We start from the raw sequence: 13860 nt of genomic DNA, 5'->3' as shown, positions 1-13860 counted from the left end.
AGCCGCCATGCTGAACATCCTCGTCCCCGTCGACGGTTCCGACAATGCCAATCGCGCCGTGCTGCATGCGCGCCAGCTGGCCCAGGGCGCGCCCGCGGCGCGCGTCCACCTGCTCAATGTGCAGACGCCGCCGCACGGCCGCGCCGGCCTGTCGCGCCTGGTCACCCAGGACATGATCGACGAATACTACGAACGCGAAGGCCGGCAGGCCGCCGACGCGGCCCGCAAGCTGCTCGAAGTGACCGGCACCGACCACACCTGCCATGTCGAGTTCGGCAACCCGGCGATGGAGATCCAGGCCTACGCGCGGGACCACCATTGCGCCCGCATCGTCATGGGCACGCGCGGCCACGGCGCGCTGGCCGGCATGCTGATCGGCTCGGTCGCCAACCAGGTGGTGCAGTTGGCCGAGGTGCCGGTGACGCTGGTGCGCTGAACCCCGCCGGCGGGCGCGGGCCGGCCCGTTAGGCGCTGGCCGGCAATGCCGGCAGGGTCAGCGTCACGCGCAGCCCGCCCAGCGGCGACTGCCCGGCGCTGACCTCGCCGCCGTAGGTGCCGGCCAGATCGCGCACGATGTCCAGCCCCAGGCCGGAGCCGGGACGCTGCTCGTCCATGCGCACGCCACGCTCGAAGATGCGTTCGCGCTCGTCCTCGGCGATGCCCGGGCCGTCGTCGTCGATCACGATCCGCAGGCGGTCCGGCGCGGCCGCCCCGGCGCCGATCCGCACGCGCCGCGCCGCCCACTTGCAGGCGTTGTCGAGCAGGTTGCCGACCATCTCCTGCAGATCCTGCTCCTCGCCGCGAAATTCGAGCCCGGCAGGGAATTCGTCCATCTCCAGCGCCAGCCCGCGCGCCGCATACAAGCGCTGCATGACCCGCAACAGCGCCTGCACCGGCGCCCGCAGCGGCGTGCGCCCGCCCGCCGTGCCCGAGGCGGCCGCGGCCCGCGCGCGCGCCAGATGGTAATCGATCTGGCGCAGCGCCATCGCCACCTGTTCGCGCACCAGGCGGGCGAAGGCGCCGTCCTCGCCCGCCGCCGCATTGCCCATGATGGTCAGCGGCGTCTTGACCGCGTGCGCCAGGTTGCCGGCCTGGGTCCGCGCGCGTTGCACGATGTCGGCGTTGACCGCCAATACCCGGTTGAAATCATCGACCAGCGGCTGGATCTCGCTGGGAAAGCGGCCCTCTATCCGCACACTGTTGCGGCCCTGCTGTGCGGCCAACTGACGCCGCAGCCGCCCCAGCGGCCGCAGCCCCACCACCACCTGCACCACCGCCGCCGCCACCAGGCCGGCCGCCAGCGCGCCCAGCGACAGCAACAGCATGTGATCGAAGCGTTCGATCGGCTCGGCCAGCACCGCGCGGTCGGCGGCCACCACCAGCCGCAGCGTGCCGGCGTTGCTGTCCTCCGGCTTGAGCAGGCGCGTCACCGCGCTCAGGCGGTGCTTCTCGGGACCGACGATGTCATGAAGGCCATCGGCATTGTCGGCCGCGGGCAGCGCCAACACCTGATCCCACAGCGAGCGCGAGCGCGCCACCCCGGCGGCCACCACGCGCCCCTGGTCATCGAGGCGGTCGATCTGCCAATACAGCCCCGACAGCGGCTGCTCCAGACGCGGATCGCTCAGCGGCGAGGCCACCGTGGGGCGGCCGTCCGGCGCCACGCTGACCGCCGCCGTCAACTGGTTCATGTGCAGCGCCAGTTCGGCCCGCAACTGTTCGGCGATGTGCTGGCGGAACAGGCTGCCCAGTCCCCATCCGGCCAGCACGATGATCGCCGCGATCCAGGCAAGCGTGCCGGCCAGCATGCGCCAGCGCAGCGACCCCGGTGCGCGCGGCGAGGTCATGGCGGACAGGTGAGCCGGTAGCCGAGTCCGCGCACGGTCTCGATGGTGTCGGCCGGCAGCTTCTTGCGCAGGCGGCCGATGAATACGTCGATGGTGTTGGAATCGCGATCGTGGTCCTGGGCGTAGATGTGCTCGATCAGTTCGCTGCGTGACACGACTTCGCCGGCGTGCTGCATCAGCACGGCCAGCACCTTGAACTCGTGGCTGGTGAGGTTCAGCGGCACGCCATCGACGGTGGCCCGCGCCAGCCGCGTATCGAGCATCAGCGGACCGCAGCGCCATTGCGCGCTGGCATGGGTGCTGTATCGGCGCAGCAGCGCCCGCACGCGCGCCAGCAGTTCCTCCATGTGGAAGGGCTTGGTGAGGTAGTCATCGGCGCCGGCGTCGATGCCGGCGACCTTCTCGTGCCAGTTGGCGCGCGCGGTCAGGATCAGCACCGGCATGCCGCGCCCGGCCGCGCGCCACTGCTTGAGCACCGTCAGGCCGTCCATCACCGGCAGGCCCAGGTCCAGCACCACCACTTCGTAGGTCTCGACCTCGCCCAGGTAGTGGGCGGTGCCGCCGTCCGCCGCGGTATCGACGGTATAGCCGGCGTGGCGCAGCGCCTCGGCCAGTTGCGAGGCCAGGGTCGGTTCGTCTTCGACGACAAGTATGCGCATCAGTGTCGGTTCCGGAATTGGATGTCGCGCCCCTTCATGCCCAGCACCCTGCCGTCGCGCGCGTCGATCTTGAGCTTGACCAGGCTGCCGCCGGGCTGCAGCAGGCGGATTTCGTACAGGAACAGGCCATCGTCCTCTTCGAATTCCACCTTGACCACCTGGCCGGGGAAATCCCGTTCGACGATGTCCAGCACCGACCGCAGCGGCAGCACCTTGCCCGCCTGCAGGGCCTCGCGGGCCCGGTCGTGATCGCGCTCGTCGGCCTGTCCGGCGCCCGGCCCCACGGCCAGCCCCAGCGCCAGTGCCAGGCCGGTCAGCCAGATTGCGATACGAGAGCGTGCGGTCATGGGCATTCTATGGGACGGTCACGTCAGGGTAACCCGGCGCGCGGGGGAAAAACAGGGTGTGCAAGCGCCCCATTTATAGCGCGTCAAACATGAACCTCGGGTGAACGCGCCCTTCAGAACGGGTTCATGCGCCCCCCCGAATAATGACGTCATGGCCGATCCACGGCCTGACGCAACCCTAAGGAGAAAGCAGCATGAACCGCATCCGCAAGACCCTGTCCGTCCTGACCCTTGGCGCCGCCACCGTTGCCGGCGCCGCCGCGCTGGCGCAGACCGCGCCGCAACCTGCGCCGGCCGCCGCCGCGCCCGCCCAGTCCGCGCCCGCCGCGCCGATCCTAACGGTGCGCCAGGTCTATGACACGCTGACCGCCGCGGGCTATCGCAACATCACCGAGATCGAACTCGAACATCAGCGCGCCTATGACGTCAAGGCCGAGAACGCACAAGGCCAGCGCGTGAAGCTGCGCGTGGACGCGCAGACTGGCGCGGTGTTGCGCAGCCGCATCAAGGATTGAGGCCGACGCCATGAAAACCCGTTCCGCCTTGGGTCTCTTCCTGCTGGCGCTGACCGGCGCCTGGGCTGTCGACGCCATCGTGCTGCAGCCAGCGGCCTCCGCCGCCTGGCCCTGGGTGCTGCGCCAGCAGGCGCTGTACCTGACGGGCGTCTGGTCGATCGGCCTGATGTCCCTGATCATGCTGCTGGCGCTGCGCCCGGCCTGGCTGGAAGGGCCGCTGGGCGGCATGGACAAGATCTACCGGCTGCACAAATGGGCCGGCATCCTGGCCATCGGCGCCGGCGCGGCGCACTGGCTGATCAAGCTGGCCAGCACGCCGCTGAAGGCGCTGGTCGGCACCGAGGGCCGGCCCGCGCGCGACGCGGTGCTGACCATGCTGGCGGATTCGCGCGGGCTGGCCAAGGACCTGGGCGAATGGACGCTCTATGCCTTGCTGGCGATGCTGGCGATCACCCTGTGGCGCCGTTTTCCGTACCACGCCTGGCGCATTGTCCATCGCGCCATGCCGCTGGCCTACCTGGTGCTGGTGTTTCACACCCTGGCGCTGGCGCCGGCCTATTACTGGACCGGACCGACCGGCGCACTGCTGCTGCCGCTGATGGCGGGCGGCGCCGGGGCCGCGCTGCTGGCGCTGGCTGGCCGCATCGGCCGCGGCCGGCGCATTGCGGGCCGGGTGACGCGGTTGGTGCAGCGGCCCGGCGACATCCTCGAAGTCACCTGCGAACTCGGCCCCCGCTGGCCGGGCCACGCCGCCGGGCAGTTCGCCTTTGTCACTTTCGACCGGCGCGAAGGCGCGCATCCGTTCACCATCGCCAGCGCACCGCACCCCGGCCGCCACGACGTCACGTTCCAGATCAAGGCGCTGGGCGACTACACCCGGCGCCTGGCCGCCACGCTGCGCGCGGGCGCGCCGGTCACGGTCGAAGGCCCCTACGGCCGCTTCGAACGTCCCGCCGATCCCGCCGCGGGTCCGCAGGTGTGGGTCGCGGGCGGCATCGGCATCACGCCGTTCCTGGCCTGGCTGGAAGCGGCCCGCGACGCGCCCGGCGGCCACCCGCCCGTATGGCTGCACTACTGCGTGCGCGACGCCGGCGCCGACCCCTTCGTCGAGGAGCTGCGGCAACGCTGCGAACGGCTCGACAACGTCACGCTGCACGTGCACAGCGCGGCGCAGGGCCAGCGGCTGGATGCCACCGCCCTGGCGCAGGGCGAAGTGGCCGCCGGCCGGGTCGCCGACGTCTGGTACTGCGGCCCGGCAGGCCTGGCGGCGGCGTTGCGAAAGGGTTTGCGGCGCCTGGGCCGTGGCCGGGTCCATTGGCACCAGGAAGCCTTCGACATGCGCTAGCCGGCGGCGCAACGGCGCGCCGCCTCATCGTATGATGAAGGCTTGCCTACCCCACGCGACTGGAGCCGCCTCATGCGCATTCGATATCTGCTGGTGGCGCTGGCCGCGGCCACCGGCCTGGTGGCCGCCTGCGGCGAAGTCGCGCGCCTGCCGGTCGAGGCCGGCATGGGGCCGCGCCCCGAGCTACCCGCCCCCAACGCCACCCTGATCCCCACGGTCAACACGGCCAGGGCGGTGGGCTGGCCCGAGTCCGGCCTGCCCACCCCGGCCAGCGGCCTGGCGGTGAGCGCCTATGCCCGAGGCCTGGATCATCCCCGCTGGCTCCATGTGCTGCCGAACGGCGATGTGCTGGTGGCCGAGACCAACGCCCCGCCCAAGCCGCCCGAAGCCTCCGGCGGGCTCAAGGACTGGGTCGCCGGCATCGTCATGAAGCGTGCCGGCGCGCGCACACCCAGCGCCAACCGCATCACCCTGCTGCGCGGCCTGGGGCCCGACGGCGCGGCGCAGACGCGCACGGTATTCCTGGAAGGCCTGAATTCGCCGTTCGGCATGGCCCTGGTCGGCGACCAGCTGTATATCGCCAACGCCGACGCGGTGCTGCGCTTTCCCTACCAGACCGGCCAGACCCGCATCAGCGCGCCGGGGGTCAAGGTGACCGACTTGCCGGCGGGCCGCAACCATCACTGGACCAAGAACCTCATTGCCAGCCCGGATGGCGCCAAGCTGTATGCGACGGTCGGTTCGAACAGCAACGTGGGCGAAAACGGCATGGCCGAGGAGGAAGGCCGCGCCGCCATCTGGGAAATCGACATCGCCAGCGGCGCCAAGCGCCTCTACGCCACCGGCCTGCGCAATCCGGTGGGCATGGCCTGGGGGCCGGACGGCCGGACGCTCTGGACCGCGGTGAACGAACGCGACGAACTGGGCAGCGATCTGGTGCCCGACTACATGACCTCGGTGCGCGACGGCGGCTTCTATGGCTGGCCCTACAGCTACTTCGGCCAGCATGTCGACACCCGGGTCAAGCCGCCGCGCCCGGACCTGGTGGCGCGGGCGCTCGTGCCCGATTACGCGCTCGGGCCGCACACCGCCTCGCTGGGGCTGGCCTGGTCCGGCGGCGCCAATCTGCCGGCGCCGTTCCTGCACGGCATGTTCGTCGGTCAGCACGGCTCCTGGAACCGCGATCCGCGCAGCGGCTACAAGGTCATCTTCGTGCCCTTCACCGGCGCGCGCGCCGACGGCCAGGCGCGCGACGTGCTGACGGGGTTCCTCGATGAGGCCGGCCAGGCGCGTGGCCGGCCGGTGGGCGTGGCGCTGGACCGGCAAGGCGCGCTGCTGGTGGCCGATGATGTCGGCAACGCGATCTGGCGCGTCACCGCCGCGGCCCCGGCGCGCTGAAACCACGCCGGCAACGGCACGCCCAGGGCCGCGCCGCGCAATTCACTGGCGCCCGCTTGCGTTGCGTCAAGCCGCTTGCGGGCGCGCGTGCGCCGCCGGGAGTAGACTGGGGCGAGAATACCGCAACGGCCGCGAGGCTCCGTCCGGCGGAGCATGCGGTTCCCCTTCCCCCGATCCCTGGAGGCATGAACATGCTGTTGAAGAATCTCTGCGCCGCGACCATCCTGGCCCTGGCCTCGGCCCCGGTGCTGGCGGCCGAATGTTCGGTCGATATCGCCGGCAACGACCAGATGCAGTTCGACAAGAAGGAAATCACGGTCAGCAAGAGCTGCAAGCAGTTCACCGTGAATCTCACGCACCCCGGCAAGCTGGCCAGGAACGTCATGGGCCACAACTGGGTGCTGACCAAGCAGGCCGACATGCAGGGCGCCGTCAACGACGGCATGGCCGCCGGCCTGGACAACAACTATGTCAAGAAGGACGACGCCCGCGTCATCGCCCACACCAAGGTGATCGGCGGCGGCGAAAGCGATTCCGTCACCTTCGACGTCAGCAAGCTGGCCGCCGGCCAGGACTACGCCTTTTTCTGCTCGTTCCCCGGCCACTTCGCGCTGATGAAGGGCGTGCTCAAGCTGGTCGACTGAGCCTTGCCCTGACGGCCTCGCGGGATCCTCGCGGGGCCGCCGTGCCCACCCCTACAATGGCTTTTTTGCCAATACTCTTGGGGAACGACGCATGAGCACGGATAAAGTGGCCATCATCACCGCCGGCGGCAGCGGCATGGGCGCGGCGGCGGCACGCAAACTGGCGGCCGATGGCTTCCGCGTGGCGATCCTGTCCTCGTCCGGCAAGGGCGAGGCGCTGGCCGCCGAGCTGGGCGGCCTGGGCGTGACCGGATCGAACCGCTCGCCCGAAGACCTGTCGCGGCTGGTGGACACGACCCTGCAGCAATGGGGCCGCGTCGACGCGGTGGTCAACAGCGCCGGCCACGGCCCCAAGGGCCCGCTGCTGGAAATCAGCGACGACGACTGGCACCTGGGCATGGAGTTCTACCTGCTCAATGTGGTGCGCATCGCGCGCCTGGTGGCGCCGGTCATGAAGCAGCAGAAGTCCGGCGCCATCGTCAACATCTCGACCTACGCGACCTTCGAGCCGGAAGCGCTGTTCCCCACGTCCGGCGTGTTCCGCGCCGGCCTGGCTGCGTTCACCAAGGTGTTCGCGGACGAATACGCCCAGCACAATGTGCGCATGAACAACGTGTTGCCCGGCTTCATCGACAGCCTGCCGGAAAAGGAAGACCGGCGCGCGCGCATCCCGATGGGCCGCTACGGCACCGCCGCGGAAGTGGCCGACCTGATCGCTTTCCTGGCATCCGACGCCTCGTCGTACATCACCGGACAGAACATCCGCATCGACGGCGGCATCACCCGTTCGGTGTAGTCCGCGCCGCCCGGCCCGCCACCGCGGGCCGGCCTTTCTCCCCGGCGCGCGCTCATGCGAATGGCTTAGTCTCTCATCCGAATGACGGTCTTGAAGCGCCCCCCGGCGCTTCGGTACCGTAGGGGCTCGCATTCGACCCCCGGGGCTGCCTGCATGTCCGCGTTGCCGTCCGAAGCGGCGCCGGCCGCTTCCTCCCCTCGCCCGCCTCCCACGCCCGGCCAGGCCTCGCGCTTCCTGGCCCAGGCCACCTTCGGCCCGACCCCGGCGCAGATCGACGCCGTGGTGCGCGACGGCTATGCCGCCTGGCTCGACGCGCAACTGGCGCTGCCGCCGTCACAAAGCCATTTCGACTGGCTCTTGCAGCAGGGCAAGGACACCGAGGCCTACAAGGGCAACGGCATCAATGCGCCGCTCGAATCCACGCTGTGGCGCAAGTTCATCAGCGCCGAGGACCAAGTGCGCACGCGCGTGGCGTTCGCGCTGTCGGAGATCTTCGTGGTGGGCGTGGCGTCGATCACCGCCAACTGGCCGCTGTTCGGCGCGGCCGGCTTCATGGACTTGCTGGCCGAGCACGCTTTCGGCCGCTACCAGGACCTGCTCACCGCCGTCACGCGCAACCTGTCGATGGGCTGCATGCTGACCTATCGCGGCAACCGCAAGGAAGACCCCCGCACCGGCCGCCATCCCGACGAGAACTATGCGCGCGAGGTGATGCAGCTGTTCAGCATCGGCCTGATTGAATTGAATCGCGACGGCAGCCCCCGGCTGGCGCATGGCGCGCCGGTCGAGACCTATGGCAACGCCGACGTGCAGGGCCTGGCCAAGGTATTCACCGGCTGGGACCTGGACGGACCGGAGACCGACGTGCAATTCCACCGCCGTCCGATGGCTCTGAACCCGGCACTGCATTCGCTGGCCGAAAAGCGCTTCCTGGGCGCGGTGATTCCGCCCGGCACCGACGGCTACCTGTCGCTTGAACGGGCGATGACGGTGATCAGCGCCCACCCCAATGTCGGCCCGTTCCTCGGCACGCAGCTGATCCAGCGGCTGGTCACCAGCAACCCCAGCCCCGCGTACGTCGACCGGGTGGCGGCCGTGTTCGACAACGACGGCCATGGCGCCCGCGGCAACCTCAAGGCCGTGGTGCGCGCCATACTGCTCGATGACGAGGCGCGCCATCCCGACCTTTCGGCGCCCGGCTGGGGCAAGGTGCGCGAGCCCATCCTGCGCTTTTCCGGCTGGGCGCGGGCCTTCGGCGCGACTTCCACCAACGGCGCCTGGGCCATGCCCGACACCACCGACAACACGATCCGGCTGGCGCAGAGCCCGATGCGCTCGGCCAGCGTGTTCAATTTCTTCCGGCCGCGCTACACCCCGCCGGTCACCGAACTGGCGCGGCGCGGGCTGGTGGCGCCGGAATTGCAGATCACCGACGAAACCAGCGTCGCCGGCTATCTGAACTTCCTGGCCATCTACGTCGATCGCGGCTGGGAGGATCTGCAGACGCGCTATGACGCCGAGATCGCCGTGGCCGGCGACGCCGAGGCGCTGGTGGCGCGGGTGTCGCTGCTACTGGCCGGCGACGCTTTCAGCGCGACGACCGCGCGCGCCATTGCGCAGGCGGTCGACACCCTGCCGCGCGCGCGGCCCCGCGACCGCGTGCGCGCCGCCATCATGCTGGTGGCGGCCAGCCCCGAATACCTGGTGCAGAAATGAACGCCGACCGCCGCGAATTCCTGCTGCGCGCCTGCGCCCTGGGCGCGAGCCGCGCGGCGGCGCCGCTGGCGCTGAACCTGGCGGCGCTGGGCGCGGCGGCGGCGCAGTCCGCGCCGCCGGGGGACTACAAGGCGCTGGTGTGCGTCTTCCTGTACGGCGGCAATGACCCGTTCAACACCCTGGTGCCTTTCGATCCGGCCGCCTATCGCGCCTACGCCGCGGCGCGAACCGACATCGCGTTGCCGCGCGAGGCGCTGCGGGCCACGGCGCTGCGCGACCCGACGCCCGCCACCGACGGCATGTCGTTCGCGCTGGCCCCGTCCCTGGCGCCGCTGGCGCCGCTGTTCGCGCGCGCAGACATGGCGGCGGTGCTGAACGTCGGCCCGCTGGTGGTCCCCACCAGCAAGGCGGACTACCTCGGCGCGCGGGTGCCGCTGCCGCCGAAGCTGTTCTCGCACAACGACCAGCAGTCATACTGGCAGGCGCTGGCGCCGGAAGGCGCGTCGTCCGGCTGGGCCGGGCGCCTGACGGACCTGTACGCCGGCATCAACACGCGGCGCAGCTTCACCGGCATCACCGCCAGCGGCAACACCGTGCTGCTGGCGGGCCGCCATGTCGCCGGCTACCGGGTCGGCGTGAACGGCTCGACCCGCATCGAGCTGCTGACGCGCGACCTGTATGGTTCCAGCGCCTGCACCGCGCTGCTGCGGCAACTGATCACGCAACCGCGCGAGCACTTGATGGAACGCGAACTGTCGCGCATCGCCGCCCAGTCGATCGACGCCGACACACAGCTGCGGGCAGCCTTGGCGGGCGTGGCGGTGCCCGGCGACTTCGCCTCGCCGCTGGCGCAGCAGCTCAGGATCGTGGCGCGCATCATCGCCGCGCGCCAGGCGCTGGGCGCCCGCCGCCAGGTGTTCTTCGTGTCGCAGAATGGCTATGACAATCACACCGGCCTGAACGACACCCACCCCGCCCTGTTGCAGGAACTGGGCCAGGCGCTGGCCACGTTCCAGGAGGCGCTGGCGGGCCTGGGCGTGGCGCGCCAGGTCACCACCTTCACCGCATCGGAATTCGGCCGCACGCTGGGCTCGAACGGCAACGGCTCGGATCACGGCTGGGGCGCGCACCATTTCGTCCTGGGCGGCGCCGTCAACGGCGGCCGCTGCTACGGCACGCATCCGGCGATCGCGCCCGATGGCCCCGGTTTCGTCGACAACGGCCGGCTGCTGCCGACGCTGGCGGTGGAACAACTAGGCGCGGCGCTGGGCGGCTGGTTCGGCGCCAGCGCCGACGACCTGCGCCTGGTGTTTCCGAACCTGCGCCACTTCGACGCCGCGCCGCTGGCGCTGTTTACAGCGCCGCGTGGATCGTCGACGCCAGCCGCTTCCACTTGACCGCTTCTTCGCGCACGAACGCCGCCAGCTCGGCCGGCGTGCTGGTGCGTACCTCGGCGCCCTGGTCGTCGATCTTGGCGGCCACGGCCGGATCATTGAGCGCGCCATTGAGCGCGCCATTGAGCTTGGCGACGACCTTAGGATCGGCGTTGGCGGGCGCGAACACGGCATACCACTGCGCCACGTCCACGCCCTGCACGCCCAGTTCCGCCAGCGTCGGCATGTCCGGCAGCACCTTGGCGCGCCGCGCGCCGGCCACCCCGAGCGCGCGGATCTTGCCTGACTTCAAGTGCGGATAGGCGCTGAACAGGCTGGGAAACATGACCTGGGTGACGCCGGCCAGCGTATCCGTCATGGCGGGCGCCGATCCCTTGTAGGGAATTTCGAGCATGGCGGCGCCAGTGGCGCGGTTGAACAGTTCGCCCGCCACCGCCGGCGCGGTGCCCGGGCCGGCGGTGGCGTAGCTCAGCCCGTCGGGATGGGCCTGGCCGTACTTGAGCAGGCCGGGCACGTCCTGCACACCGATGCTGCTGGACACCACCATGAGCGTGGGTGAATCGGCCACCATGCCGATGGCGGTGAAATCACGCACCGGGTCGTAGTTGAGCTTCTGCAGCGCGGGGTTGATGCCGTGCGTGCCGATGTAGCCCAGTATCAGCGTATAGCCGTCGGCCGGCTGGCGCGCCACGTAGTCGGACGCGATGGCCCCCTGCGCGCCGGGTTTGTTGACCACGATGACGGTCTGGCCCAGCAGTTCGCCCATCTTCTGTCCGATGACCCGGGCCAGGGTGTCGTTGCCGCCACCGGCGGCGGTGGGCACCACCATGGTGATGGGACGTTCGGGGAATTCGGCATGCGCGGCCTGGCCGCCCAGGGCCAGGCAAAGCGCGGCGGCGCACAGCGCGCCGCGAGAGGGGAAAGCCATGTCATGTCTCCTGACGGTTATGGGGACGGTCTCTGTGGACCGCTGTGTCTCGGTTCGGAAGCGGGTCGGCCCGCTGCCTTCTTGTTTCGGTTCGGCAGGCCGTGAACGGCTTCCGGGTGTGGAATCGGTGACGCCGGTCTAGGCCGCCATCGCGGCGTGCGCCGGCCGCATGGCCGGTTCCTCCCGCGCCGGCACGTAGCGTCCCGGCACGTATAACAGGCCCTTCATGATCTTGCGCGCGGTGCGCACCAGGCCGGCGGCCCGCACCTCGCCGCTGTCCGGGTCCAGCCTGACGTCGATGTCCATGCCGCCCGACGGATGCTCGATGCGCACGCCACGATAGCCCGGGCGCGGGGCTGGCCCGCCGCAATCGTGCGCCACGGTGCCCGCCATCAGGAAAGCGGCGGCCACGCCCACCGCGCCCGTGGCGGCGTGCGCGCGGTGGCAGGCGTGCGGCGTGAAGTAACGCGAACGCACCGACAGAACCGCCGGGTCGCTCCCGGGCGCCAGCAGTACCGGCTTGGGAATCACGCTGTTCGATACGTCCCCCAACCCCATGCGGGCGCCGGCCTCGCGGCGGATACGCTCCAGGCGCGCCAGCAACGCCGGGTTGGCGTCCAGCTCGGCCGGCGATTCGTCGCCGCGCAGGCCGAAGTCGGCGGCGCGCAGCAGCACCATCGGCATGGCCGCGTCGATCAGCGTGGCGGCCACGCCATCCACGGTCTCCTGGCGCAGGCCGGTCGGGAACAGGCGTCCGGTGAGCGCGCCCCAGGCGTCCAGGAAGTTCAGCCGCACCGGCGCGGCGGCGCCCGGCACGCCATCGATGCGCGCATCGCCTTCGTAGGTCAGCCGGCCGCCGGGCGTCTGCACCACCGCCTCGATGACGGCGCCGGTATTGACGTTGTGCACCCGCACCGACGTCTCGCCGTCGGCGGCCGGGATCAGGCCCTCGTCGATGGCGAAGGGCGCGGCGCCCGACAGCATGTTGCCGCAGTTGGGACGGGTGTCGACGCTGGCGCGGTCCACCGACACCTGGGCGAACAGATAGTCGATGTCGCAGCCGGGCCGGGTCGAGCGCGACACGATCGCGACCTTGCTGGTCAGCGAGTTGCCGCCGCCCAGGCCGTCGACCTGCAACGCATGCGGCGAGCCCATCGCCTGCAGCAGCAGCCGGTCGCGCTCGGCGGGGTCCGCGGGCAGCCAGTCGCCCAGAAAAAAGGGGCCGCGGGAAGTGCCGCCGCGCATCAGTACGCAAGGGATGATCGTTTCCATGCGGTGCATTCTGCGACGACGCGGCTATTATTTGAATTGCAACTTACGGATGGATTAATGCATGGCACGCATCAATTTCGATTTACAGGAATTACAGGCCTTCGTGGCCGTGGCCGAACGCGCCAGTTTCCGCGCCGCGGCCGAAGACCTGAGCCTGTCGCAGCCGGCGCTGAGCCGGCGCATCGACAAACTGGAAGACCTGCTGGGCGCACGCCTGCTGGAACGCACCACCCGCCGCGTGGCGCTGACGCACGTCGGCCGCATCTTCCTGGAGCGGGCCCGCGGCGCCATCGACGAACTGGAGCGCGCGGTGCTCAGCATCGGCGACCTGGCGGCGCAGCGCGGCGGGCTGGTGACCGTGGCCTGCGTGCCATCGGTGGCCTATTACTTCCTGCCGGCCATCATCCGCGACTACGCCGAACGTTTTCCGCGCATCCGCGTGCGCATCATCGACGAAACCGCCCACACCGTGCTCAACAGCGTAGTGACGGGCCGCGCCGATTTCGGCATCAGCTTTTTCGGCACCCAGGAGCCGGACGTGGACTTCAAGGCGGTGCTGCGCGAGGACTTCGTGCTGGCGGTGCGCCGCGATCATCCGCTAGCCGCGCGCCGCAGCGTATCGTGGGAAGAGCTGTCGCAGGAACGTTTCATGACCGTGGCCAAGGAAAGCGGCAACCGCCTGCTGATCGACGATGCGCTGGCCAAGAGCGGCAAGCGCACCGTCAGCGCCTTCGAGGTCAGCCACGTCATGACCCTGCTGGGGCTGGTGGAGGCCGGCCTGGGCGTGGCGGCGGTGCCGCAGCTGGCGATGCCGCCGGCCGGCCACGCCACCCTGGCGGGCGTCAAGCTCGAACATCCGCGCGTCACCCGCAGCCTGGGCTTGATCTCGCGCCGCGGCCGCCCCCTGGCGCCGGCGGCGCAACAGCTCTATAACCTTATCCACCAGACCGGCAAGAGCGCCAAGCGTGGTTCTTCCCCCAAGCAACCCTGAGGCCGCAC

At 70.4% G+C, this 13860-nt stretch carries 14 protein-coding genes; 9 read left to right on the top strand and 5 right to left on the bottom strand.

All coding sequences use genetic code 11. The features are described from left to right. Nucleotides 1–7 precede the first annotated feature (7 nt). Nucleotides 8–436: a universal stress protein gene (locus K2W61_RS13570; RefSeq protein WP_236755826.1), complete on the top strand. Its 429-nt coding sequence runs from the start codon at nucleotides 8–10 to the stop codon at nucleotides 434–436. A gap of 28 nt (nucleotides 437–464) precedes the next feature. On the opposite strand, the gene K2W61_RS13565 is transcribed toward K2W61_RS13570, so the two are convergent. From K2W61_RS13565 to K2W61_RS13555, 3 genes are read right to left on the bottom strand one after another with little or no spacing between them, the layout of a single operon-like run. Then, nucleotides 465–1847, bottom strand: a complete 1383-nt coding sequence (locus K2W61_RS13565) for an ATP-binding protein (protein ID WP_175133592.1) — start codon at nucleotides 1845–1847, stop codon at nucleotides 465–467. After that, the gene (locus K2W61_RS13560; protein ID WP_175133591.1) at nucleotides 1844–2506 is read right to left on the bottom strand and encodes a response regulator transcription factor; all 663 of its coding nucleotides are present in this window, start codon (nucleotides 2504–2506) and stop codon (nucleotides 1844–1846) included. The genes K2W61_RS13565 and K2W61_RS13560 overlap by 4 nt, the downstream gene beginning before the upstream one ends. After that, on the bottom strand, nucleotides 2506–2853 hold the full coding sequence (locus tag K2W61_RS13555; RefSeq protein WP_175141689.1) for a PepSY domain-containing protein: 348 nt from the start codon (nucleotides 2851–2853) through the stop codon (nucleotides 2506–2508). The genes K2W61_RS13560 and K2W61_RS13555 overlap by 1 nt, the downstream gene beginning before the upstream one ends. 194 nt (nucleotides 2854–3047) lie before the next feature. Between K2W61_RS13555 and K2W61_RS13550 the strand changes: the two genes are divergently transcribed. The 7 genes from K2W61_RS13550 to K2W61_RS13520 all read left to right on the top strand — a co-directional run bounded on the left by K2W61_RS13550 (nucleotide 3048) and on the right by K2W61_RS13520 (nucleotide 10664). Next, nucleotides 3048–3368, top strand: a complete 321-nt coding sequence (locus tag K2W61_RS13550; protein ID WP_175133589.1) for a PepSY domain-containing protein — start codon at nucleotides 3048–3050, stop codon at nucleotides 3366–3368. 10 nt (nucleotides 3369–3378) lie between these two features. Next, on the top strand, nucleotides 3379–4713 hold the full coding sequence (locus K2W61_RS13545; protein WP_175133588.1) for a ferredoxin reductase family protein: 1335 nt from the start codon (nucleotides 3379–3381) through the stop codon (nucleotides 4711–4713). Nucleotides 4714–4785: 72 nt separating this feature from the next. Further along, nucleotides 4786–6111, top strand: a complete 1326-nt coding sequence (locus K2W61_RS13540; RefSeq protein ID WP_236755825.1) for a PQQ-dependent sugar dehydrogenase — start codon at nucleotides 4786–4788, stop codon at nucleotides 6109–6111. A 191-nt stretch (nucleotides 6112–6302) separates the two neighbouring features. Continuing rightward, nucleotides 6303–6755 carry an azurin gene (gene azu / locus K2W61_RS13535; RefSeq protein ID WP_175133586.1) on the top strand — a complete coding sequence of 151 codons (453 nt, stop codon included), beginning with the start codon at nucleotides 6303–6305 and terminating at the stop codon, nucleotides 6753–6755. A 91-nt stretch (nucleotides 6756–6846) separates the two neighbouring features. Beyond that, nucleotides 6847–7551, top strand: coding sequence for an SDR family oxidoreductase (locus K2W61_RS13530; protein ID WP_175133585.1), 705 nt, complete (start codon nucleotides 6847–6849; stop codon nucleotides 7549–7551). A gap of 153 nt (nucleotides 7552–7704) precedes the next feature. Next, a complete protein-coding gene (locus K2W61_RS13525; RefSeq protein ID WP_175133584.1) occupies nucleotides 7705–9267 on the top strand; it encodes a DUF1800 domain-containing protein in 1563 nt (520 codons plus the stop codon). Beyond that, nucleotides 9264–10664, top strand: a complete 1401-nt coding sequence (locus K2W61_RS13520) for a DUF1501 domain-containing protein (RefSeq protein WP_236755824.1) — start codon at nucleotides 9264–9266, stop codon at nucleotides 10662–10664. The genes K2W61_RS13525 and K2W61_RS13520 overlap by 4 nt, the downstream gene beginning before the upstream one ends. On the opposite strand, the gene K2W61_RS13515 is transcribed toward K2W61_RS13520, so the two are convergent. Together K2W61_RS13515 and K2W61_RS13510 are read right to left on the bottom strand one after the other, a co-directional pair. Then, nucleotides 10621–11589 carry a Bug family tripartite tricarboxylate transporter substrate binding protein gene (locus tag K2W61_RS13515; protein ID WP_175133582.1) on the bottom strand — a complete coding sequence of 323 codons (969 nt, stop codon included), beginning with the start codon at nucleotides 11587–11589 and terminating at the stop codon, nucleotides 10621–10623. The genes K2W61_RS13520 and K2W61_RS13515 overlap by 44 nt on opposite strands. Nucleotides 11590–11727: 138 nt before the next feature. After that, nucleotides 11728–12861 (bottom strand): 4-oxalomesaconate tautomerase, encoded by a 1134-nt coding sequence (locus K2W61_RS13510; protein ID WP_175141692.1) that lies wholly within the window; start codon nucleotides 12859–12861, stop codon nucleotides 11728–11730. Nucleotides 12862–12922: 61 nt separating this feature from the next. Here K2W61_RS13510 and K2W61_RS13505 point away from each other — a divergent pair, with 61 nt between their 5' ends. Beyond that, entirely contained in the window at nucleotides 12923–13852 is a 930-nt protein-coding gene (locus tag K2W61_RS13505; protein ID WP_175133580.1) for a LysR family transcriptional regulator, read from the top strand. Nucleotides 13853–13860: the final 8 nt, after the last annotated feature.

The organism is Achromobacter pulmonis (genome assembly GCF_021733725.1).
GTDB classification, from domain to species: Bacteria; Pseudomonadota; Gammaproteobacteria; order Burkholderiales; family Burkholderiaceae_B; genus Achromobacter; species Achromobacter pulmonis.
This window is presented reverse-complemented; position numbering and strand designations above follow the sequence as displayed.

Coding starts and splice junctions, on each gene's coding strand:
- K2W61_RS13570 (WP_236755826.1), top strand. CDS start 8: ATGCTGAACATCCTCGTCCCCGTCGACGGTTCCGACAATGCCAATCGC.
- K2W61_RS13565 (WP_175133592.1), bottom strand. CDS start 1,847: ATGACCTCGCCGCGCGCACCGGGGTCGCTGCGCTGGCGCATGCTGGCC.
- K2W61_RS13560 (WP_175133591.1), bottom strand. CDS start 2,506: ATGCGCATACTTGTCGTCGAAGACGAACCGACCCTGGCCTCGCAACTG.
- K2W61_RS13555 (WP_175141689.1), bottom strand. CDS start 2,853: ATGACCGCACGCTCTCGTATCGCAATCTGGCTGACCGGCCTGGCACTG.
- K2W61_RS13550 (WP_175133589.1), top strand. CDS start 3,048: ATGAACCGCATCCGCAAGACCCTGTCCGTCCTGACCCTTGGCGCCGCC.
- K2W61_RS13545 (WP_175133588.1), top strand. CDS start 3,379: ATGAAAACCCGTTCCGCCTTGGGTCTCTTCCTGCTGGCGCTGACCGGC.
- K2W61_RS13540 (WP_236755825.1), top strand. CDS start 4,786: ATGCGCATTCGATATCTGCTGGTGGCGCTGGCCGCGGCCACCGGCCTG.
- azu (WP_175133586.1), top strand. CDS start 6,303: ATGCTGTTGAAGAATCTCTGCGCCGCGACCATCCTGGCCCTGGCCTCG.
- K2W61_RS13530 (WP_175133585.1), top strand. CDS start 6,847: ATGAGCACGGATAAAGTGGCCATCATCACCGCCGGCGGCAGCGGCATG.
- K2W61_RS13525 (WP_175133584.1), top strand. CDS start 7,705: ATGTCCGCGTTGCCGTCCGAAGCGGCGCCGGCCGCTTCCTCCCCTCGC.
- K2W61_RS13520 (WP_236755824.1), top strand. CDS start 9,264: ATGAACGCCGACCGCCGCGAATTCCTGCTGCGCGCCTGCGCCCTGGGC.
- K2W61_RS13515 (WP_175133582.1), bottom strand. CDS start 11,589: ATGGCTTTCCCCTCTCGCGGCGCGCTGTGCGCCGCCGCGCTTTGCCTG.
- K2W61_RS13510 (WP_175141692.1), bottom strand. CDS start 12,861: ATGGAAACGATCATCCCTTGCGTACTGATGCGCGGCGGCACTTCCCGC.
- K2W61_RS13505 (WP_175133580.1), top strand. CDS start 12,923: ATGGCACGCATCAATTTCGATTTACAGGAATTACAGGCCTTCGTGGCC.